Raw genomic sequence first — 21462 nt, 5'->3', positions numbered from 1 at the left:
GTGTTCAAAAAGTACGGTTTTCAGCACCGAGAAGATTGGATGAAGGTAGAAACTGAGGAGCGGAGCGTAGTGGAAGCTACGTGAGCACCGGAAGTTTCGCCTGAATTCAATCTTCGATGTCGAATAATCTTCTTGGAATACTTCGTGATCAAAAGCGGACTTTTTGAACAACCTCTTATAAGGGCTTTGCCAAATAATATATACATCGCGGACAGGGTTAGTCAAATTGTTAGGAGGATTGTGAGGCAGATCGTCATGCGTAAAACGAGGGAGATTGTCGAGCGTAAAGCTAGGCGGGTCGTCATACCTAACACAAGGCATATATTTAATGGTTATGAATTAAACTATCCCAGCCCAACCTCTAAAAAAAGACCCGTGAATGAGCATAATCATTCACGGGTCTCACTATATAGTTAGTTGCAGATACAGTAGCGGTGGACATCACAGAGTCGATAATACAAACGTCGAATGTTGATATCACATCGAACATAAGTAACCAATATCTTGCTGAAGCAATTAGAACTGGATCCGGCCATATCTACGGGATTTATACCGTTCATTTGGCTGGATTCGCTCAATCCGGCCCATTCTACGGGATTTATACCGTTCTTTTGGCTGAATCTGCTCGATCCGTCCCATTCTACGGGATTTATACCGTTCTTTTGGCTGGACCCGCTCGATCCGGTCATTTCTACGGGATTTATACCGTTCTTTTGGCTGGATTCGCTCGATCCAGCCCATTCTACGGGATTTATACCGTTCTTTTGGCTGAATTCGCTCAATCCGTGCAAATCTAGGGCATTCTTGCCCCCCTTCGCTCCACTTGGGCCATTTCCCACAAATCTAGGGCATTTTTACCCCTCTTTCGCTCCATTTGGGCTATTTCCCAGAAATCTAGGGCATTTTTACCCCTCTTTCGCGCTATTCGGGCCATTTCCCAGAAATCCAGGGCATTTTTACCCCTCTTTCGCTCCATTTGGGCCATTTCCCAGAAATCTAGGGCATTTTTGCCCCTCTTTCGCTCTATTTGGGCCAATTCCCACAAATCTAGGGTATTTTTACCCCTCTTTCGCGCTATTCGGGCCAACACGCACAAGAAGGGTATTTCTGTCCTTGTCTCCCCCTAATAAGCCACTCGCTAAAACCGCTTATTCTGTGCCTCGAATGTTCTACCCATCAACCTCGCCCAAACCTATCTCCCATCAAGCAGATTGCCGAGTCCCCCAAGTACGCTGCCTTCTTCTTTGCGTCCGCTGTTACCGGCTGCGGACAGAATGCGGTCAGCCATACGGCTGAATGGCAGTGACTGCACCCACACCTTGCCGGGTCCGCGCAGTGTGGCGAAGAACAGGCCCTCTCCACCGAATAGCGCGGTTTTGACACCTTTTACAAACTCAATATTATAATCCACGGAAGACGTCATAGCGACAAGACAACCTGTGTCCAGCTTGAGCGTCTCTCCCGGCTGTAGTGTGCGTTCCATAACGTAGCCGCCAGAGTGTACGAATGCAAGACCGTCGCCCTCCAGCTTTTGCATAATAAAGCCTTCTCCACCAAAAAAACCGGTGCCCAGCTTGCGCTGAAATTCAATACCGATCGAGACTCCCTTCGCCGCACAGAGGAATGAGTCCTTTTGACAGATCACTTTTCCAGCATATTGCTGAAGATCGAGCGGGATGATTTTTCCTGGATATGGAGCAGCAAAGGTGACACTTTTTCGTCCATAAGAACCGCTATGTGTGAATACGGTCATGAACAAGCTTTCCCCTGTCAACAGACGCTTGCCCGCACCCATCAGCTTACCCATCAGTCCGCTTCCGCGCGTCCCCCCACTACCATCACCAAAGATCGTCTCCATCGTAATTTCCTGATCCATCATCATGAAGCTTCCAGCTTCGGCAATTACACTCTCTCCGGGGTCAAGCTGCACCTCCACACACTGAATTTCCTCGCCCATAATGACATAATCAATCTCGTGAGCACTCATCCCGCAGTTCCTCCTTATTATTAAAGTCACCATGTGACTCTTCGAATGAAAATTAATACGCAAGTTGTGATTCACGGTTTCGCCAATCATAACTATCCATGTTATTCGCCTATATCCAGCAAAAAAGTCAACCAAAATTCTGGCTGACCTTAATCGTAGTATCCCCGAAAAATGCAGGTTATCCCAGCCGACAAAACGACTACATCCAACAGGATGAACACAGTACCTACTTTGACTCCTACATCCACTGATCAACAGCGACAAAATATCGTCTCCTCCACTCGCGCCGCCACTTCGCAGACTAATCCCCCATAGGTATGTTGGTTCAGACATATTCATTGCGCTGTTTTTCTTACTAATATCCAAGTTTTAACCATTACCGATTCAAGAGTATCTTTTTCAAGTCTTGATAATATGTTACAATACTTTTTATACTTAAACGTTTATTTAGTAGTCTAATTCTAATGATAAAGGTGAAAAGAATGAAACCACAATCGGAATATGCAATTCTGCTATACTATAAATTTGTAAAAGTGCCGGATGCAGAACAATTCGCTCAGGAGCATTTGGCTTACTGTAAAGAGCTTGACGTAAAGGGACGAATTCTCATCTCAGATGAGGGCATTAACGGGACACTGTCCGGTACGATTGCCCAAACCGAGCAATACATGAAGGATTTGCGCGCAAATCCGCTGTTTAGCGATATCGTCTTCAAGATCGATGAGGCTGATGGTCATGCCTTCAAAAAGATCTTCGTTCGTTATAAAAAGGAACTCGTGACTTTCCGGGTCGAGGATGAACTGGACCCTAACGTGATCACCGGAGAGCATCTGGCGCCTAAAGATTTCTATGAAATGATGCAGCGCGATGATGTGGTAATTCTAGATGGTCGTACCGGCTACGAATTCGATCTTGGTCATTTCCGCGGTTCCATCCGCCCTGAAGTAGACAGCTTCAAAGAATTCCCGGACTGGATTCGCGAGAATATGAGCGAGCTAAAAGATAAACCAATCCTAACCTACTGTACAGGCGGAATCCGCTGCGAGAAATTAAGCGGGTTTATGATGAAGGAAGGCTTCCAGCAGGTGTACCAGCTGGATGGCGGCATTGTGACTTATGGTAAAGACCCTGAGGTACAGGGCCAACTGTTTGACGGAAAATGTTATGTCTTCGATGAGCGGATCTCCGTACAGATTAATCATACCGACGAGGATATCATTGTTGGTCGTTGCCATCACTGCGGTCAGCCAGCTGACCAATTCATCAACTGCGCCAACGATGCTTGCCACCTTCAGCATATTTGCTGTGAGGACTGTGAAGCACAGCACAGTGGTCATTGCTCGGACGAATGCGAAGCTATCACGAATGCCGTGGGCTAAATAAAAGGGCAAGCTGGTCGCAAATGTCTCTACACGACTCAAAGACGAGCACAAGAGAGTCTTAAATTAACTAAAAGGTGGCGTACAGGATTTTCACTGTACGCCATCTTTTGTTATGAGCGAAACGTCCAAGCAACGCCCCTGAGATCTTCAACCCTTTAAATCACGTCACTTATACAACAAAAAAAAGTCAACCAGAAATTCTGGCTGACCTTAAATATAGTATATCCCCGAAATAAGCTGTTTATACAGTCTTATTCATATTACCGTACCATCATGTGGCTTACGCAGCGTAGACTGAATCTTTGGCGCCTTCACTAACTTTGGTTTACCTAAAGAGGTTGTAAAGGTGATCACATAACCAGCTACAACTACCGCCATCACCGTATACATCGTTTCTCTAACAGGCATATAAAAGAGTGATAATGCCAGAACGACTACGTCCAACATGATGAATACTGTACCTACTTTAATTCCCTTCCATTCACTGATCAGCAGCGACAAAATATCGTCTCCACCACTTGCGCCGCCGCTTCGCAGAATAATTCCCGCGCCTAAACCTGTCAGTACGCCAGACAAAAGAGCTGCTAATGCCAAGTTGCTCTGCAAGTTGATGACCAAACCGGAATAACGTTCCATGAGTCCGTAAAAGATTGTAAAAGCTCCTACAGAAACAAAGGTGTTGCACACGAACGCTTTCCCTTTGAACATCCATGCAATCAAGAGTACTGGAACGTCTAGAAGCAGAGTTGAAATTGAAGGTGAAATTCCTAATACATATTTGCCGAGTAGCGATAATCCTACGAATCCGCCCTCAGACAAATGGTTCTGAAAATTGATGTGATAATAAGCAAATGCAAGCAAAAATGTTCCAAACAAAATGACTGTCAACCGGAGCAGTACATTCACTCCGTAATTGTGGTTCCTCATACAGGTCTCCCCTTATCGTATATGGCGGCTAAACGTCCCACCAACCTCTACGACGGGTAAAACCGGAGGTATTGCTCCTTCGCATATATATACTCCTTCCCCTCGCAGAGGCGGTTCGTCGAGTAACAACGGTTCACGCACCTTCTACAGGGAAGCTAAGTATAAGACAGATCATAACGTTTCCAAATCGTCCTTTGGGGAATCGTCCTTCGGGGACACATGGTATCCTGATCCTTTCTGTAATTTAATAAGTTCTGAATACATTATACCACGGAGATCCCCCACTCTAAACACTTCGCTATAAAAATAGGCAGGAATCACTCCACGGTACGCAACAAACGATTGACTGTTTCGCGTCTCACACCGATCAATTGTCCAATTTCTTCCTGTGTCAAAAGCTCTGTTAGCGCTGCGCCATGAGAGTAGTCATTGAACCAACGGGTTAAGAGCTCCATACGTTCTGCGGGTGTTCCAACAGTAAGGTGATCTAGCCGAGTCTGCATAAACCTTACCTTCTCCTGAAGAAGGATAGCGATCTCCATCGCTCGACCTGGCTCATCCCGTACCTGTTGATACCATTCCGCTGAAGGAACTGCCTCTACCTCGCTCTTCATCATCGCAACCGCTGTTCCATGCGCCTCCTTTGGCGAAATGAGTGAATGATGGGGAACCATCTCACCAGGATACAAGATGTTGAATAACACCATGTTCCCATTTTCATGAAGCCTTGTTACCTTGAACAGCCCATTGTTCACCTTATATAAGAATTCGCAGCTGTCCCCTTGACGGAACAAGACTTCCCCCTTGTGCAGTATCATCTCGCTCGCTCCTTTGCCCTCTTGTTATATATATTTTCAATTATACAAAAATAAACCTCAATGAAGGAGATTATTCTCGCAAGGGTAGAGGGGCATACGTGGTCAAAGTTTAAGTAAGAAGAAACGCCTTTGGCTTCCTCTTAGGGACGATGATCGTTTCTGCGAAAAATAGAAGGATAGTTTTTAACGTAAACTTAAAAATTCTTATATTTCAAAAAACTGCCGAGCACCAGAAGAAGCGTCTGGCACCCAGCAGTTCAAATTATTTATTTTATTACTTTGCCTCAAGAGGTTTCTTCCATAATCCGAGCATTAATCCGGAAATAACAGATCCGATCAGAACGGCCAATAGGAACAACAACGCATGACTCGAAAGCGCGGCTACAAAGATCCCACCATGCGGTGCTGGAACGTTGATATTCCAAAACTGAGTGAGACCACCTGCTACGGCTGAACCTAGGATACAAGAAGTCAGGACACGCAGTGGATCGGCAGCGGCGAATGGAATCGCCCCTTCTGTAATAAACGATAAGCCCAATACATAGTTTGTTAACCCTGACTTACGTTCTGATTCTGTAAATTTGTTCTTAAAGAAAGTAGTAGCAAGCGCTATTGCAAGTGGAGGAACCATACCGCCCGCCATTACAGCCGCCATCATGAATCCGTTAGTATTTCCACTGGTAGTGAATACCCCGATGGCAAAAGTGTAGGCCGCTTTATTGAAAGGACCTCCCATATCAATAGCCATCATTCCACCGAGAACGAGACCCAGAATTACTGCATTAACGGTTCCAAGATCGTTAAGCCAATTAATGAGTCCTACGTTCATCCAGCTAAAGATCGGATCGAACAGGTAATACATCAATCCACCGGTTATCAATAGACCAAATACCGGATATAACAGAATCGGCTTTAATCCGTCGAGCGTTTTTGGCAGACCTGCAAACAGTTTGCGCAGACCGATAACAACATAACCAGCCAAGAAACCTGCAGCCAGACCGCCGAGGAATCCAGCGTTGGAATTCAAGGCCATGTAACCGCCAACCATACCTGGCATCAGGGCTGGACGGTCACCAATACTAATCGCAATAAATCCAGCAAGAACCGGAATTAGGAAATGGAAGGCACCATCACCGCCACCAATCGTCTGCAGCAGCTGGAATAGAGGGTGATTCTCTCCACCGACTTGTTCAATCAGGAAGGAGATCGCCAGCAGAATACCACCGCCGACTACAAACGGCAGCATGTGAGAGATACCGTTCATCAAGTCCTTGTATATTTTACTGCCGATACTGCCGGATTTCTCTTTCGACTCTCCCTCATTACCACTACGACCTTCATTATGGTAAATCGGTGCATCGCCGTTCATTGCTTTGCGAATGAGCTCTTCCGATTTGCGAATACCGTCACTAACCGGTCTTTGCAGTACTGGCTTACCATCAAAACGAGCCATTTCCACTTGTTTATCTGCTGCCACAATTACACCACTTGCACGCCGAATCTCATCGGGTGTTAAGACATTTTTGGCACCTTCTGAACCATTTGTCTCTACACGGATATTAACTCCCATTTCCAGAGCCTTCTTCTTGAGCGCATCTTCAGCCATAAAGGTATGCGCAATTCCTGTAGGACAAGCAGTAACAGCTACGACGAATGCTTGGGAATCTGGGTTGCCGACGATTAGCTTTTCAGGTTCTGACTTCTTGACAGCTTCAGCAGCTTCGCTCTCTTTCTCCTTGGCTTCTCCTTCCGCCTGCTTCGCATCGAACAAGGCGGATACCTCATCTGGAGTTCGGGTATTCATCAGCTGTTCAATGAATTCACTATCGATCAACAGTCTGGACAGCGAGGCCAATGTACGAAGATGCATGTTGCCCGCTCCTTCTGGGGCGGCAATCATAAAGAAGATCCGAGCCGGCTCATCATCAAGCGATTCGAATTCGACGCCCGTCGCACTCTTAGCAAACACAACTGTCGCTTCATTCACCGCTTTAGTCTTGGCGTGTGGCATTGCGATACCGCCACCAATCCCAGTACTGGACTGCTCTTCACGCTTCAGGATCATCTCTTTAAATAGAACAGGATCATTGATACGACCACTTGCGGCAAGACTGGCAATCAATTCATCAATTGCACCTTCTTTAGTGGTTGCTTTTAAATTCATAATCATTGTATCTTTTATCATCAAATCCGTAATTCTCATATCTTCCAACTCCCTTGAGTACTTTGAATGCTGTTAGCTTACACTTCTGAGATGTTGATCAGCGGTCTCAGCTGCTCAATGAATTCTCTATCTGCCAGGTCATCAGAGAAAGCTGTTGCGCTACCTGAGGCAACACCCGCACGGAAAGCTTCCATTAAATCTCCAGTCAAAGAAAATGTGCCGACGAATCCAGCGATCATAGAATCGCCTGCGCCTACAGAATTCTTTACTGCTCCTTTTGGAGCATTGGCGTGGTATACCCCCTGTTCCGTAATGAACAAGGCACCTTCACCAGCCATTGAAACTAACACATGCTTCGCGCCAGCTTCGAGCAGCTTGCGACCATAAGTAATAATTTCTTCCTTAGTCTGTATCGTAACGCCGAATAGCTCTGCAAGCTCATGATGATTAGGCTTAACGAGCAACGGCTGATGAGGGAGTGCCTTTTTCAGCGCTGAACCTGTAGTATCAATGACAAATTCGGCCCCTCTTTGCTTGCATACAGATATCAACTTGTCATAGAAATCAGCACCCAGTGAAGGAGGAACACTTCCGGACAATATCACAACATCGCCTGTATTCAGAACAGCCATCTTCTGTAATAATGCCTCTGCCTCCGTATCTCGGATGATGGGCCCTGCACCATTAATCTCCGTTTCCTCTCCATGCTTAAGCTTGATATTAATTCGGGTATCATCAGAAACAAATACGAAATCACTTGAAATCGACTCTTTCCGCAACCATTCCTCAATATATCGTCCAGTGAATCCACCAAGGAAGCCTATAGCTTTATTCTGAACCTCAAGCTGATTTAACACGCGTGATACGTTGATCCCTTTACCTCCAGGAAGCTTCAAATCACGTTTCATCCGGTTCAAGCCACCTAGTCTCAAATCTTCAACTTCCACGATGTAATCGATGGAAGGATTAAGCGTTACTGTATAGATCATAATTATCCCTCAATTATTTTGGTTTTCTAAGCCATAGATTACCGGCTAAACATGCGGCAAATGTAATTTCTCCAAACGATCTTACAATGATTCCATACCACTCAAATTAAGACATTTTCTAACCGTAGAACATCCTCCACCTAAGGTCATACCAGCGAGAAATCTACGCCCATTTGCGTAATCTCACGGATGAACTTTTCAGACGCACCAGAATCAATAATGCAGTGATCCATTTCCGTCACGTCGGCAACCTTACAGAAGGATACTTGACCGAGCTTGCTATGATCAGCCAGAAGAATTACTTGCTTCGCAACCGAGATCATCTTACGTTTGGTCGCTGCTTCAAGCATATTAGGTGTAGTGATTCCTTCTCGTAAGTCTAATCCGTTGGTTGCAAGAAAGGTTTTATCAACTCTTACCATCTCTAAAGAGCGCTCTGTCATCGGTCCTACAAAAGCCAATGTATCCGGCCTTAACATTCCGCCTGTAATCGAGACTTCTATATTGCGACAATCCCGCAGTTCATTAAGCGCCATAATCGAATTCGTAATGACTTTGATATTAGAAAAAGCCCTCAGCTCTTTGGCAATCTGTAGCGTTGTGGTTCCAGCATCCAGCAGAATAGCATCGCCTTCCTGAATCATCTCTACGGCCTTGCGTGCTATCCTCTGCTTCTCATCCAATAATCGATCTTCCTTATCTGGATAAGTCGCCTCAAAGTTAACACTCTGCAGGGATACTGCCCCGCCGTGCGTTCGTTTCAGCAACTTGGCTTCTTCAAGCTCTTTCAGGTCACGGCGCACAGTAGACTCAGACACGCCCAGTTCCTGACTTAGCTCCTGTACCGAAGCTCTTGAATTCTTTTCCACAAAAAGCACGATTCTTTGTTTTCTCTCTTCCTCAAACAACATCGTGGTTCGCTCCTTTAAGTTACAGTGCTATCCCATTTATTAAATGCGCTTATCTTTGGAAATCCATGACCATTATTTGATTATATATGACTGTTATTGATCATTTGTGCTCGTTTATGATTTTAACAGCGTTTTCATCATCTGTAAAGCGCTTTAACATTAAAAATGATACTCCGGCAAAATGTAATAAATGGAATGATTTCATGCTTTGCTCAAGGTGAAACAAGCCCATAAGAAAATTACATACCAATTGCCTATCTCCTCACTGATGTTTAAAACATATTAATACTACATATAGGAAAAAGCGGGTGATCAGAAATGGCCAACGGAAGAAATAACAAAAAAATGGGTAGTAACAGCAATGCTAAGAGTAACGGAAATAGTAATGGAAATAACAACGGGAACGGTAATAGTGAGGAAGCAGCAGAATTAAGTGCTGAAGATTATGAAATCATTGCTGCCGCACTGGCCACTTTAGGGGAATTTTTTGCTTTTTTATCTCTCGTCAAGGCAAGACAAGTTACGAAGGAAACCGGAGGCGAGGTTAAAGTACCAGAAATATTCACCCTTTCCACGAAGAAACCTTCTAGACGGAAGTTAAGATGATCCACAAAGCCCCCGAGCGATGAGCGATTTATATGATGATGTTAAAGTTATGTGTTGTGAACAACTTACTTGGCGTAGCCTCAGTCATAGGGTCATCCTCCACGGATATGCCAAGAACTACCTATAGGAGAGTAATCCATTCTTTTGAATCAAGTCATGTGAATTAGGGTTATTAAACTACATAGATTATATTTTGAACTTGGGGGATGTTCCTATTGCAACAACAGAAGTATTTTCGGACAAGTCTTGCTATTATCGCTTTTTTACTTATTTTGTACTTGGGCTCCAAAGTAATGTTTCTATTCGCACCACTGGCTGCCATTATCAGATTATTACTCGTTCCCATGGTACTATCAGGTTTCATGTACTACTTATTACGACCGTTAGTAAGAGTTCTTGAGAAAAGAAAATTAAACCGGGCATTCTCCATCCTGCTCATTTATTTCTTGTTTGCCGGATTGTTTATTCTCTTCTGGGTTCTAGTCTGGCCGACACTGCAAGAACAAATTCAGAACTTTATTGATAACACGCCTTACCTTGTTCAGGGATTACAGGATCAGTTCAATGCTTTGAGGGATAATCCGACACTCTCACGCTTTTTCCAAGGGGACTCCGACGTTGCTGCCCGTATATCAGAATATCTTAGCGAGGCTATTACTTGGGTGACCAATTCGATGTCCAATTTGATCGGCGTAGTTTCCAGCATTGTTATTCTAATCGCTACCTTGCCCATCATTTTGTATTACATGCTAAAAGATGACTATAAGCTGTCACCAAAACTACAGGGCTTAATCCCTAGAAAGTACCGTAAAGAAGGCAAAGAAATGTTCGGGGATATCGACAGCGCACTGAGCAGTTTCATCGTCACACGTGTGGTGCTAAACGTCGTACTCGGTATTATGTTGTATATCGGTTTCCTTATCATCGGATTGCCTTATTCACTGCTGCTCGCAGTAATTTCAGTACCGCTCAATTTCATTCCTTATGTGGGTTCTTTCCTTGCGGGAGTACCAGTAGTTATTGTTGGATTCATTGAATCACCCACGATGGCAATATGGTCGCTGGTCGTCATATTCATTGCACAGCAAATCCAAGATAATGTACTCTCACCGATCATTTACGGCAAATCATTAGATGTGCATCCACTGACCACGGTCCTTCTTGTTCTTATAGGTGGGGATTTCTACGGTATTATTGGTGTGCTTATTGCGCTGCCCGTCTATATGATTGCCAAAATTATTTTTTTACGAGTATATGAGATTATTGTTGCAGATCGAGAGGAAGAGGCTGAGCCTCTCAAGCATGAGAATCTATAGCACTTACGAACTGAATGAGGTTCCATAAATAAAAAAAGGTACGTCTCCAATTGGAGATGTACTTTTTCATGCTTCTTTATAGGATTACTAAAATTAACCTCGCAAAGAACGAACTACAAATATGTGATTGCCTTTCATAAGGTTCTGTCCATCCTGAAGTGTAACTGAACCTTTGGTATGCGAAATGATGGTCGTATTCAGAGCAATCAGCCGATCTTCTTTCCAAACACTTACAGCCGATTTAAAATATACTGCATTATCAAATTGCTGCCTTTCCCTCATCACATAACCCACAGAATGCAAGACTGGAGGCAGTGCTCTTTCTCTAGGAGCCAAAGCTTTGATGACCACAATATCCCGAAATGGCACGGCAATTTCCTGATGACCGATGACCGCTACAGAAGCGGAAAGATCCCATTTGCGAAGAATGCCTTTCATGATCGTGTAAGGTTCGTCCCCGCAGTACATGATAACCGGTTTACCAACCCAATGCTTCATTGCTCCCTCCCCCTTTCCAACATCCCATTAGTTATATGTCCGAAATGAACCAATCGATTCCTTTCATTCCCTTCGACTCCAAAAACTGATTGACCTTCGAAAAAGGACGGCTACCAAAGAATCCACGATACGACGAGAGCGGACTCGGATGTGGAGACTGAATAACCTCATGACGACTTTGGTCTATGAAGGCACCTTTTTTCTGTGAATGACTTCCCCATAAAATAAACACCATCGGCGTAGTTCTTTCATTTAACTTCTTCATTATGGTGTCTGTGAATGTCTCCCAGCCTAGACCTTTATGAGAATTCGGCTCTCCCTCACGTACCGTTAGTACCGAGTTGAGCATAAGCACTCCCTGTTCTGCCCATCGCAGTAAGGATCCGTGGTTTGGAATTGGTACACCAATATCCTCCGATAGCTCCGTATAAATATTACGCAGTGAAGGCGGTATACGCACCCCCGGATTTACCGAGAAGCTTAAACCATGTGCTTGTCCCGCTCCATGGTATGGGTCCTGTCCCAAAATAACAACCCTTGTCTCACTATAAGGTGTATGATTTAACGCCGTGAACAGTAATTCTTTTGGCGGATAGACTGTATGTTCCTTATATTCACTTTCCAGATTAGCCATCAGCTCCAGAAAATAGGGCTTTTGCATTTCATCTTGTAATATCTCATCCCAATCGTTGCTGAACATCCCCAATTCTCCTCCTCTAGCCGAAACCCAGAACCTTACTGTAACTATTTCCGACCATAATCTGCTTTAATTTCGCCCCACTCTTTAGTCTGCCACTTAAGCACTTTATTGTCATATGTATTGGTTTGCAACCAACGTTCTGCCCGATCAATAAGTACCCATATTTCCTCTGTTGAAGCATCGCGTGGCAAGGTTGTCGCTACTTTCTTCTGCTTTACCCACTTCATTGCATTCACAGAGTCGCTGTAGACTGTCTTATTACTTCCCTCTTTCTTCAGGAGCGCCAAGGCATGCACAATCGCTAAAAACTCACCTAGATTATTAGTGCCCTTCTTGATCGGCCCACAAGAGAAGATAATATCTCCGGTTTGCGTATCCACACCCTTATATTCGACTGGACCCGGATTGCCACGAGTTCCAACATCCACAGAAATGCTGTTGTAATCGATCTCCGCTGAGGTCTCCACTGTAGCGCTTCGTTTAAAAGAACTTGTCCCCTTGGACTTAGCCGCACCGGATGCTGATGACCCTGTTCCCCAATTACCTTTCCAGCCCGCTGTGTATGCCGCATCTGCCGCAGCTTTAGATTCATACGATTTATATTTGGCACCGGTATAGTGATCAGTCTGCGCCTGGCATTCCGCCCAAGTGCTATAGACTCCCGGCTGCTTGCCTTCCCATACTACATAATATTTCTGTTTAGCCATTGGTACAGCTCCTTTTTTCACCTTAACTTATTGTAATCCAAAATGCTTCTTCATCAAAAGAAGAATGTTATTTTTCGTGAATTTCTTCGAATAATTCATATTTTCCAGGTCATACTATACGCCAGAGATGTCCAGGCCTATATTACCATTTGTAGAATGATCGGTAAATATTATTGTGTCCACAAGCAGAAACGCCTTCAGCGTACCTCAAGGACGGTAAGCGTTTGTGTGAGAAATATAAGTATAATGTATAGCGTGAAACTTATACTTTCTTATATTTTATGAAATACACCACATTAATACTAACTAATCAGTCTATATTAAGCTCGAAGGATATCAGTACAATTACTTAGGGAGGTTATACAGATGAGAAAGATAGCAAGCGTAGCCGCAGTATTTGCAATTGTGCTGTTGGTCGGATGCGGAAACTCAACCAATAACAATGCCAATGTTACCCCTACCGCCACTACTACACCTGGTAACACCAATAACGCTGGCAACACTAATAACACCACTGATGCTGTAACCTCAGCGTCGGTAGTGGATAATGAAGAGGCCTTTAAAAAGGCAATCAGTGCGGACGGTACTTGGATTGCTGCTACGCTGAAAGACTTAACCTTCACCGAGGATCTCGTGCTGGACGGACAATTCACGAATAAAGATGAACCTGCTCGAAAAATCGCTCTCTACACACAAGATGCAGAGCACAATATCACTAACTCCTATAAACTAACTGCACCAAAACTTACGATCAAAAGTAAAAACGCCCGTATTCAAGGCGGCACATTTATTGGTGATGTATACGTCGAAGCAGATGGCTTCAGTTTAGTAAATGCAACGGTTGAAGGGAATGTTTACTTCGCAGATGCTAAGTATCAATCCACCTTCGATACCTCGGATCAAGGAAAAGTAACGGGTGTTACAGAAGTGAAAAAATAAGTAAAAAGGTGCTCTCAAGTCGATAAGACCTGAGAACACCTTTTTTCATGACTTCATTATTCTTGATAAAACCCATTTTTGAAAAAGTTATACCATCCATCGATTTGTTCTAATGGCATAACTTTTAACTTCTTCAAGACTTCTCTTGTAAATTCCAAAGAAGCCGTACCATTAGCAGTAATGATATCGTCACTCGAAACGGTCTGTTTTTCTAAAAAATTTGCGTGTCCTTTATAATTAGGAGCGAACTCTTTTAAGTAATCTAATGAATTTCCAGTGTGAGGAATCTCATCTAAATAGCCATGTTCTGCCAAAAAGGTTGATGCGTCACATATAGCCGCTATAGGAGTTCTATTCTGTATACAACTTTCAATCACTGGAGTAATCGCTGAATTATCTTTCCAGCCTGTACCCCCAATTAAAATTAACATTTCAAACTGGGCGGGTAAACTATCTATAGTATAGTCTGGAATAACAGTAAATCCGCCCATAGATTGTACATTGTCGCTATTTAAAGAAACTGTCTTAACTTTGTATTCACTTTCTGGCTTGTTTAGTTCAGCACTTATATAGCCAGCTTCCCAATCTGCATATCCATTAGAAATAAAAATCAATACTTCTTTTTTCATTTACTGATCCCCCTCAAGTTTCAACAATGTATCTGCAACTTCCCGCCCGTTAACCAACAGTACAATCCGATGTTCCCCGGGATAATGACGACGAGTGGTTAAATCCGCCCAGCGATGTGTCCGTTTGCCTGTCAGAATTGTACCCCCAGGTACTGTTTTATCCGATAGTAAGAAAGATTTACGAGAGGTTCGACCTGTAGCCTTCACGAAATAAATGCCATATTCTATTCGAACACGGGCAGGAGTTCCTTCACAAACTTGAAGTTTGTATTGTAATTCAGAGTTTTCTCCAATTCGCAATAGGGTAGGATCAATCGTTATAGAAGCACTCGTTATGAGTGGTGTTGCTTCGTCTGCTTGCTCCGCATATCCGAATAAAGCCATAATCTCTGGATTAGCTTTTCGGATTAAAGAACGACAACCATGCCGCACAATCCAGTCTGTGAGGGGATCTATACCTATCCAGCGGCGAGCTGTCTCAAGTACCACCTCCGGGTGATCCTTCGCAATATCGTTCAAATGGTTAGCCACGCTCTTGCGCACATATAGGGAAGAATCCGCCTTAAGCTGCTCAAGTACAGGTAGCACAGGGGCTGGATCTAGCTTAAACATGGGGAGAGCCTGTCCCCATGGAAGACGAGGACGACACCCCTCACTTGCTAACCGGCGCACATGCTCATCGGGGTGCTTCGACCATACTAACATTTGCTCCATCATCCGCTCCGGTTCACGCAAGAGAAACGGTCTAACCGCAAATTCTGCTGACGACTTCGGTGTGAACCTTTCCAGCGCCTGCATAGACAGCTCCCAATGCTCAGCCCCTTGACCAAATACCTCTACAAAATCTGGAAAGATCAAGTATGGAAATCCCACACAATCCTCAGTAATAGCGAACAGAATCGCCAGCGCTTCCTCATAAGGAAGCTGTAAATGACTTCCCAGTGTCTCCGTAATCCGCCGCATCCTTGCCTTCAGTTCGAGCGTATCCCAAGGTTCCGCCATAGCCGAAATTACAAATGCATCAGTGTCGAAAACACTATGTACACTGCGAATCTTTTCGCCAAAACCATGCAGAAATTGTTCATTGTACATCGCTTTTAAAGGTTCAGCCATTGTGTATCCCTCATTTTCTTCTATAAATCATCAGAAGTTAATCTGTTATGAAATCGTAGCACACCCAATTTGACAACAGTGTGTCAACTTCGGCTATTCCCTAATCTAGAACATTAACCCGCCTAGTATCGAGATTAATCATTCGACTTCTCGTATCATTACGCGAAATATAAATAGGGTGTCCGGTAGAGTCGATCCAATATGAGATGGGAATCGAAATTCCACAATTTCGGTAAGATCCGTCAGCATGGCTTGTCCCAATAATCATCGTGTTATATTTCACAGCAATCCTAGTGGCTTCCTCGATCCATAATTCAAATTGTTCTTCGCTGAACATGCCTACCCCAATCGGATGTGCGATGAAATCTAACGACTTAGCCTGTCCTTCCAAACCAACGCATCCTTGCAGAAGCTCAACACACAGCAAATAACCAATACTGAGGCCATCCGCTTCCGCAACTGACGGGCGATACAGCTGTTCATCCATCGGCGATTTGGCTCGTTCCAAAATGATGTCCCCAGAAGGATGAATCATTAGCGCTCTATCCTTGTTATTGCTGTTCCTATATCCTGTAATGATCAGCTTTTTATATGTTTTGGCAACTTCACATAAGGTCTTTACACTGGCTTCATCTGCTACATAACCTTCTGGATACAACACCGCGTCAAAAGAATCCTGTCTGCTCATTTCTTTGAGCAAATGCTGCAAATGTGGTTCGTGATTAGGTTGCGCTACGAGTAATCTCATATTTCCCCTCCAACGGTTAATTAATTAGCACCTTCACCTGTTCTAAGCTTTGCTCTGCACGACTGTTCAAAGCTCTCTTATCTTTAAGGCCAAGCTCCTTAAGCTCATGTCCAGGGTCAATGACCATCGGCTGTGAAATTACATTTTCGAGAATTTGCACGGCAACTTTACAGGCCCCGAATAACAGCTCTTTTGAGATCACTTGTTTATGAGAACCAATAATCCCTACCAGTTTCTCTGCGTAGATCAATCTAACCAGACTATCCGCACTCATCATATTCCGCGAGGCAAAAGAAGATACCTTCTCCACAATCCAGCTGTCTTGATAGTTTCTCGATAAGGCATCTAGTGCAGTAATTGCATCCCAATCTCGGATTGACAACTGCTCGGCGTACGCCAAGGCCATTTCATTGAGCCATTCTATCTCTTGTTCTCTAGGAATTTCAAAACTCTTATACTCCTTAAGCAAACCTGCCTTATGCATATCTAAAAAATGACCCAGGAATCGTGTGTATAACTCCTTGGCTCTTTGTAGCTGTTCTGTCATTTGGCGATCATCCTTTCACTACACAAATCATATCCGTCCGCAGGTTTCTTTTCAAACCAGAAAGTAAAAAAAGACAGACAGCAAAACAACTTCGCTACCTGCCCACGGATGATCTTCGGATTTTAATACAATTACAACCAAATTTCGCATATTTTTGACCCAAATCAAGTAATTCCTCCTCAAATTCATCCGCAAATCGTGGTAAAATAGTTCCTTAGGATTATTTATATTCATACATGTTGAAGATATCACCGGAGGGAATACCATGCCACATACACTTAATAAAAACATTGATTTTTTTATAGCTGCTTTATCCCAAACTTATATCACCGCCCTACAGCTTGACCCTGATGGAATGTATTCTGAGGTTGCCTCAGGAATCGTTGAACAGTTCTCCGATGTACAGGTACGCCTTAGAAGATATGACGGCTCCGTATCACACTATGCTAGGGACAATACAAAATTCCAGCGCAATAAAGGTTAGATGAGAATGCATGCCAAAAAGACATGACTGGAGAAATCATCTACAATGATTTTTCCTCCAGTCACGCCTTTGCATCCTCTATATCCTGCTAGTTAAGGACAATCCATTCCCCTTCGGCATTTGCTGACTGTACTTCCGCCTCTATGATTTCCAAAGATTCTGCTGCACTCTCAGGCGTACAAATGATAATAGGCTTATCTTGAATAATCGCATCCAAGAAATAGACCAGCTCTCTGTAGTAGCCCGCATCCGGGGAAAGCTCTACCGTAAAGCCTGCTCCATCATTGGGATTCACCTTGACTCCACTACCATCAAATACAACATTTCCTCGCTCGAAGTTAACCCTGTACCCCATGTAGAATCCAAAGTCCCCCTCCAGCGTCCAGTCCACCTGAGCATTGATCACCTTTGCATCCTTATAAAAATAGTGTGTAGAAGCAATATCATATCCGCTTCCCGGTAGAACATTCCGTCCCAAAGTCGATACTTTATCCGGTCTGCCGAACAGATAGTTAATCATATCCGTATCGTGAATATGCATATCCACAATGCATCCACCGCTTAGCTTCTCATCCAGAAACCAATCTTTAGGAGCCCCTGAACCACGGTAGAAATATCCTTCTGTCACTTTACCAAATTGCTCAGTTTCCACAACTTCTTTCAAATATTCATACCCTGGCCAAAAACGAAGGCACTGTCCGATCATCAATTTCTTTCCACTGCGCTCCGCTGCTTCTACCATTTTCTGCGCTTCTACTGAAGTTCTAGCCATCGGCTTCTCACAAAAGACATGATATCCTCGTTCCAGCAGCGAACAAGCCATTTCAGCATGCAGGTAAGTAGGAACTGCAATATCGATCATATCCAGTTCCTCATTCGCTATCATTTTCTCCAGATCATCATAGAGACTGTAAGCTGTTAAATCATACACTTCTTGAGCGGTACTCATATTGCCGTCCGCTTTACCGTCTTTCAATTCCTCAATTCGCAAGTCACAGATGGCTTTAAGGGCGATGGGATGCCCCTCTTCCGTTAAGCGAACATAATTATCAAAATGCATCCGGCCCATAAATCCAAAGCCAATCAAACCTATTTTCAACATAGTGAAGCCTCCCCAGCTAAATGATTAATAATTAAACAAGCTCTATCCAAGCACCTTCCAGCCCAGCGGATTGTATCTCAGCCTCAATGATTGCTATAGGCTGAGCATCGCCTTCCCCCTTACTTTAAGCTTTGAAAGTGGTACGTCCGAGAATGGCATCCATAGCTGCAGAAGTATTAAAAATAATTTGCTCCGTATAATGTGTGTATGACGGTATCATTTCACCGGTAACATAATTGTTGTATCCAATGTCTTCAAGCGCTTTCATGACTGCTGGATAATCCACATCCCCAGCGAGCAGATCAACAAATCCGTGAAGCCCACCAGCCGTCCGACGGTAATCCTTGAAATGCACCTTTTTAATTCTATGGCCTAGAATCCGTATCCACTGCTCTGGATAACCGGAATGCACGATATTCCCAACATCAAGATAGGAACCTACATAACTGGAACCGACCGTATCAATAAAAGTACGTAATTCAAGCGGAGACAGTAAGAATTTATTCCACACATTTTCAAGACCAATAGAAACGCCTGCTTGCTCAGCATCCTTGGCTAAATGACTAATCGCTTCCAGCGCTCTATCATAAGCTTTTTCATAATCAACAACCTCACAGCCCTCGATGAAATCCACACCAACAGCGCCAGGGATGACAAGAATTGTATCTACACCAAGCGCAGCCGCCAGCTCCAGTTGCTTTTTGCATACGTCGATTGCCTTGGTTCGATTCGCTTCAGATTCACTAGTCATCGCATAAGACCAATATAGACCTGTTGCCAGCCCCGCGATCTCCAGACCCGTTTCATTAATAGAATCACGAAGGATACGCGCTTCTTTCTCAGTGGTTTGCAGGCCAAGTTCACCTGACTCATTTAATGACAGCTCGATCCCCTCAAATCCAGCCGCTTTGGCTAGACGTACGCATTCTTTAATTTCAGTTCCTTCGCGAAACGACCAGATGTTTATTCCCTTTTTCATTTGAATCCTCCTCCTATTTGTTCTTTTCCGTTTTCCACTTTCTAGGCTTAGATGCACTTTGTATCCTTTAATTATTTATATTATACTAGATTTAAAATTCGAATTATTTAGGCGAAGAAGAGACTTTTTGCATTATTCCGGTCTATTCTATTAAACATTCAGGAGGCAGTGACATGTCTGACAAAGATCCCTCTTACCCACTGAGAAAGCAGGTACCCTCTCGTGATTGGGCACCCGGAATTCACTATGCCCAATTGCAGACACTTCCACCTTGCACCTTCCAAAGAAGAAGGCTATATGACTTCGAGCTACTATATGTTCGCCAGGGCAAATTATTAACAAAGATGGATACGGAAGAATATATACTGAATGCTGGGCAGCTAATTTTCCTCTCATCTGGGGTATATCATCAGAATGTTATCCTGTCAGATTCAGATACTAAGCTTATTGGAATCCATTTTGATTTCTTTGGGGAATCAATTATTACACATGATGAAGATATGGTAGTTAATGAGGATGAAGTCATACACGATAAATTCGCCTTTGAAGCCGTAACTGTCCCCTTCATGCCATTGTCACAAGGACCGATCTACTCCCCGCCACCCGAATGTGTTCATGCCATGGAACAGCTCGTTCATGAATTCACTATGCGGCCTGCCGGCTATGAGTGGGTCTGTCGAGGGCTACTACTTGGTATTCTGACTTCGTTACTTCGAACGCAAAGCTCCCGAGATGCAGCTAAGTCTTCAGTTCATACTGAGCGGATCAGGGCATTAATAGACGAGATAGAAGAGCGGTTAGCAGAACGCTGGACCAATAAATCCATGGCCACATCCATGAATATGCATGAGGACCACTTTGCCAAGCTCTTTCGTGAGGTTGCAGGTATGCCCCCCGGAGAATACCTCCGCTCGATCCGGCATAGGGAAGCGCGTAAGCTGCTGCGAGAAACGGATTGGCCGATTGAGAGGGTGGGCGATCAGGTCGGCTATCCCGATATCCATTATTTCAGCAGGGTGTTCACGGCGAATGAGGGGATTTCTCCGCGGGCGTATCGCAAGTTGTCTCGGATTCTCTAGATTCTATATAGTTAGTTTATAGAATCTATAAAATCTATAGAATCAATAGATTCTGCTTTTGAGCAAAATCTGACTCTGTCTCCACAAGCGCAACTAGTAGGATGTCGCTCCAAGAGGCTGACGATTGGATATTGACTAACCAGTAACTTTAAACCGGAGCACCAGCGAATAATCCTGCAAAAGTACATCATTCTATGTTTAGATCGTGGTTAAAGTATGGATTCCTGCAAATCTGCAGTATTTATAGCTCCAGAAGAAGTTTTCGAGCCATTAGTGAGGATATTCCTGCACATTTGCAGGTTTTGGACTTCATGCTGAGGATTTCTGTATAAAATATTGTATTTTTGCAGCTTTTCTCTAGTTCAGCTACAGACTATCTCTAGTCCAGCTAATAATATGGATGAAACTCCACAAGCGCAACTAGTAGGATGTCGCTCCAAGAGGCTGACGATTGGATATTGACTAACCAGTAACTTTAAACCGGAGCACCAGCGAATAATCCTGCAAAAGTACATCATTCTATGTTTCAATGGTGGTTAAAGTATGGATTCCTGCAAATCTGCAGTATTTATAGCTCCAGAAGAAGTTTTCGAGCCATTAGTGAGGATATTCCTGCACATTTGCAGGTTTTGGAGTTCATGCTGAGGATTTCTGTACAAAATGCTGTATTTTTACAGCTTTCCCTTACTCCAGCTACTGACTTTCTCGAGTTCAGCTACAGGTTTCCTTTAGTCTACCCACTGACTTTCCCCAATCCAAATAATAGTATAGATAAATTAGTAGGCATACCTTTACCGTTGTGGGATGTGAAGCGAAGACTCATGAAAACTCTTGCAT

General features: G+C 43.9%; 22 protein-coding genes and 1 pseudogene. 7 read left to right on the top strand and 16 right to left on the bottom strand.

What is annotated here, in order from left to right:
• Window positions 1–434 precede the first annotated feature (434 nt).
• Window positions 435–797: a hypothetical protein gene (locus PAENI_RS21995; RefSeq protein WP_149646712.1), complete on the top strand. Its 363-nt coding sequence runs from the start codon at window positions 435–437 to the stop codon at window positions 795–797.
• Window positions 798–1192: 395 nt separating this feature from the next.
• On the opposite strand, the gene PAENI_RS21990 is transcribed toward PAENI_RS21995, so the two are convergent.
• Window positions 1193–1987, bottom strand: coding sequence for a TIGR00266 family protein (locus tag PAENI_RS21990; protein WP_042190589.1), 795 nt, complete (start codon window positions 1985–1987; stop codon window positions 1193–1195).
• 482 nt (window positions 1988–2469) lie between these two features.
• Here PAENI_RS21990 and trhO point away from each other — a divergent pair, with 482 nt between their 5' ends.
• A complete protein-coding gene (gene trhO, locus PAENI_RS21985; protein WP_076300830.1) occupies window positions 2470–3366 on the top strand; it encodes an oxygen-dependent tRNA uridine(34) hydroxylase TrhO in 897 nt (298 codons plus the stop codon).
• Window positions 3367–3624: 258 nt separating this feature from the next.
• Here the strand turns inward: trhO and PAENI_RS21980 are convergent, their stop codons facing one another.
• The 6 genes and pseudogenes from PAENI_RS21980 to PAENI_RS32970 all read right to left on the bottom strand — a co-directional run.
• Entirely contained in the window at window positions 3625–4296 is a 672-nt protein-coding gene (locus PAENI_RS21980) for a YitT family protein (RefSeq protein ID WP_076284668.1), read from the bottom strand.
• A 317-nt stretch (window positions 4297–4613) separates the two neighbouring features.
• A complete protein-coding gene (locus PAENI_RS21975) occupies window positions 4614–5114 on the bottom strand; it encodes a Crp/Fnr family transcriptional regulator (protein WP_149646711.1) in 501 nt (166 codons plus the stop codon).
• A gap of 274 nt (window positions 5115–5388) precedes the next feature.
• Complete coding sequence (locus PAENI_RS21970; RefSeq protein WP_076284670.1) at window positions 5389–7317, bottom strand: PTS fructose transporter subunit IIABC; 1929 nt, start codon at window positions 7315–7317, stop codon at window positions 5389–5391.
• 38 nt (window positions 7318–7355) lie between these two features.
• Window positions 7356–8267: a 1-phosphofructokinase gene (gene pfkB, locus PAENI_RS21965; RefSeq protein WP_149646710.1), complete on the bottom strand. Its 912-nt coding sequence runs from the start codon at window positions 8265–8267 to the stop codon at window positions 7356–7358.
• Window positions 8268–8413: 146 nt separating this feature from the next.
• Window positions 8414–9001 (bottom strand): DeoR/GlpR family DNA-binding transcription regulator, encoded by a 588-nt coding sequence (locus PAENI_RS21960; protein ID WP_410477490.1) that lies wholly within the window; start codon window positions 8999–9001, stop codon window positions 8414–8416.
• A 3-nt stretch (window positions 9002–9004) separates the two neighbouring features.
• Window positions 9005–9187: pseudogene (locus PAENI_RS32970) on the bottom strand (DeoR family transcriptional regulator); the annotation flags it as partial.
• Window positions 9188–9496: 309 nt separating this feature from the next.
• Between PAENI_RS32970 and PAENI_RS21955 the strand changes: the two are divergent.
• Window positions 9497–9784, top strand: coding sequence for a hypothetical protein (locus PAENI_RS21955; RefSeq protein ID WP_149646708.1), 288 nt, complete (start codon window positions 9497–9499; stop codon window positions 9782–9784).
• 206 nt (window positions 9785–9990) lie between these two features.
• On the top strand, window positions 9991–11100 hold the full coding sequence (locus tag PAENI_RS21950) for an AI-2E family transporter (RefSeq protein ID WP_076300786.1): 1110 nt from the start codon (window positions 9991–9993) through the stop codon (window positions 11098–11100).
• A gap of 93 nt (window positions 11101–11193) precedes the next feature.
• Here the strand turns inward: PAENI_RS21950 and PAENI_RS21945 are convergent, their stop codons facing one another.
• The 3 genes from PAENI_RS21945 to rnhA are packed head-to-tail and all read right to left on the bottom strand — an operon-like array spanning window position 11194 to window position 13005.
• Window positions 11194–11598: a hypothetical protein gene (locus PAENI_RS21945; RefSeq protein WP_042190609.1), complete on the bottom strand. Its 405-nt coding sequence runs from the start codon at window positions 11596–11598 to the stop codon at window positions 11194–11196.
• Window positions 11599–11629: 31 nt separating this feature from the next.
• A complete protein-coding gene (ung, locus tag PAENI_RS21940) occupies window positions 11630–12298 on the bottom strand; it encodes a uracil-DNA glycosylase (RefSeq protein ID WP_149646707.1) in 669 nt (222 codons plus the stop codon).
• A 44-nt stretch (window positions 12299–12342) separates the two neighbouring features.
• Entirely contained in the window at window positions 12343–13005 is a 663-nt protein-coding gene (rnhA, locus tag PAENI_RS21935; RefSeq protein WP_076284676.1) for a ribonuclease H, read from the bottom strand.
• 366 nt (window positions 13006–13371) lie between these two features.
• Here rnhA and PAENI_RS21930 point away from each other — a divergent pair, with 366 nt between their 5' ends.
• The gene (locus PAENI_RS21930; RefSeq protein ID WP_042190616.1) at window positions 13372–13944 is read left to right on the top strand and encodes a hypothetical protein; all 573 of its coding nucleotides are present in this window, start codon (window positions 13372–13374) and stop codon (window positions 13942–13944) included.
• A gap of 56 nt (window positions 13945–14000) precedes the next feature.
• On the opposite strand, the gene PAENI_RS21925 is transcribed toward PAENI_RS21930, so the two are convergent.
• The 4 genes from PAENI_RS21925 to PAENI_RS21910 form a co-directional block, all read right to left on the bottom strand.
• Window positions 14001–14573 (bottom strand): type 1 glutamine amidotransferase family protein, encoded by a 573-nt coding sequence (locus PAENI_RS21925; protein ID WP_149646706.1) that lies wholly within the window; start codon window positions 14571–14573, stop codon window positions 14001–14003.
• Window positions 14574–15686 (bottom strand): DNA alkylation repair protein, encoded by a 1113-nt coding sequence (locus PAENI_RS21920; RefSeq protein ID WP_149646705.1) that lies wholly within the window; start codon window positions 15684–15686, stop codon window positions 14574–14576. It lies immediately after the preceding gene.
• Window positions 15687–15786: 100 nt separating this feature from the next.
• The gene (locus tag PAENI_RS21915; protein WP_149646704.1) at window positions 15787–16434 is read right to left on the bottom strand and encodes a hypothetical protein; all 648 of its coding nucleotides are present in this window, start codon (window positions 16432–16434) and stop codon (window positions 15787–15789) included.
• 16 nt (window positions 16435–16450) lie between these two features.
• A complete protein-coding gene (locus PAENI_RS21910) occupies window positions 16451–16981 on the bottom strand; it encodes a hypothetical protein (RefSeq protein WP_149646703.1) in 531 nt (176 codons plus the stop codon).
• A gap of 265 nt (window positions 16982–17246) precedes the next feature.
• On the opposite strand from PAENI_RS21910, the gene PAENI_RS21905 reads away from it, so the two are divergent.
• Window positions 17247–17465, top strand: coding sequence for a hypothetical protein (locus PAENI_RS21905; RefSeq protein WP_076284681.1), 219 nt, complete (start codon window positions 17247–17249; stop codon window positions 17463–17465).
• A gap of 88 nt (window positions 17466–17553) precedes the next feature.
• On the opposite strand, the gene PAENI_RS21900 is transcribed toward PAENI_RS21905, so the two are convergent.
• Both PAENI_RS21900 and PAENI_RS21895 read right to left on the bottom strand, forming a co-directional pair.
• Window positions 17554–18567 (bottom strand): Gfo/Idh/MocA family protein, encoded by a 1014-nt coding sequence (locus PAENI_RS21900; protein ID WP_149646702.1) that lies wholly within the window; start codon window positions 18565–18567, stop codon window positions 17554–17556.
• A 124-nt stretch (window positions 18568–18691) separates the two neighbouring features.
• On the bottom strand, window positions 18692–19546 hold the full coding sequence (locus PAENI_RS21895; RefSeq protein WP_042190633.1) for a sugar phosphate isomerase/epimerase family protein: 855 nt from the start codon (window positions 19544–19546) through the stop codon (window positions 18692–18694).
• A 173-nt stretch (window positions 19547–19719) separates the two neighbouring features.
• Here PAENI_RS21895 and PAENI_RS21890 point away from each other — a divergent pair, with 173 nt between their 5' ends.
• Window positions 19720–20625, top strand: a complete 906-nt coding sequence (locus PAENI_RS21890; RefSeq protein ID WP_149646701.1) for an AraC family transcriptional regulator — start codon at window positions 19720–19722, stop codon at window positions 20623–20625.
• Window positions 20626–21462: the final 837 nt, after the last annotated feature.

It is taken from the genome of Paenibacillus sp. B2(2019) (assembly GCF_008370385.1).
Classification (GTDB): Bacteria; Bacillota; Bacilli; order Paenibacillales; family Paenibacillaceae; genus Paenibacillus_AQ.
This window is presented reverse-complemented; position numbering and strand designations above follow the sequence as displayed.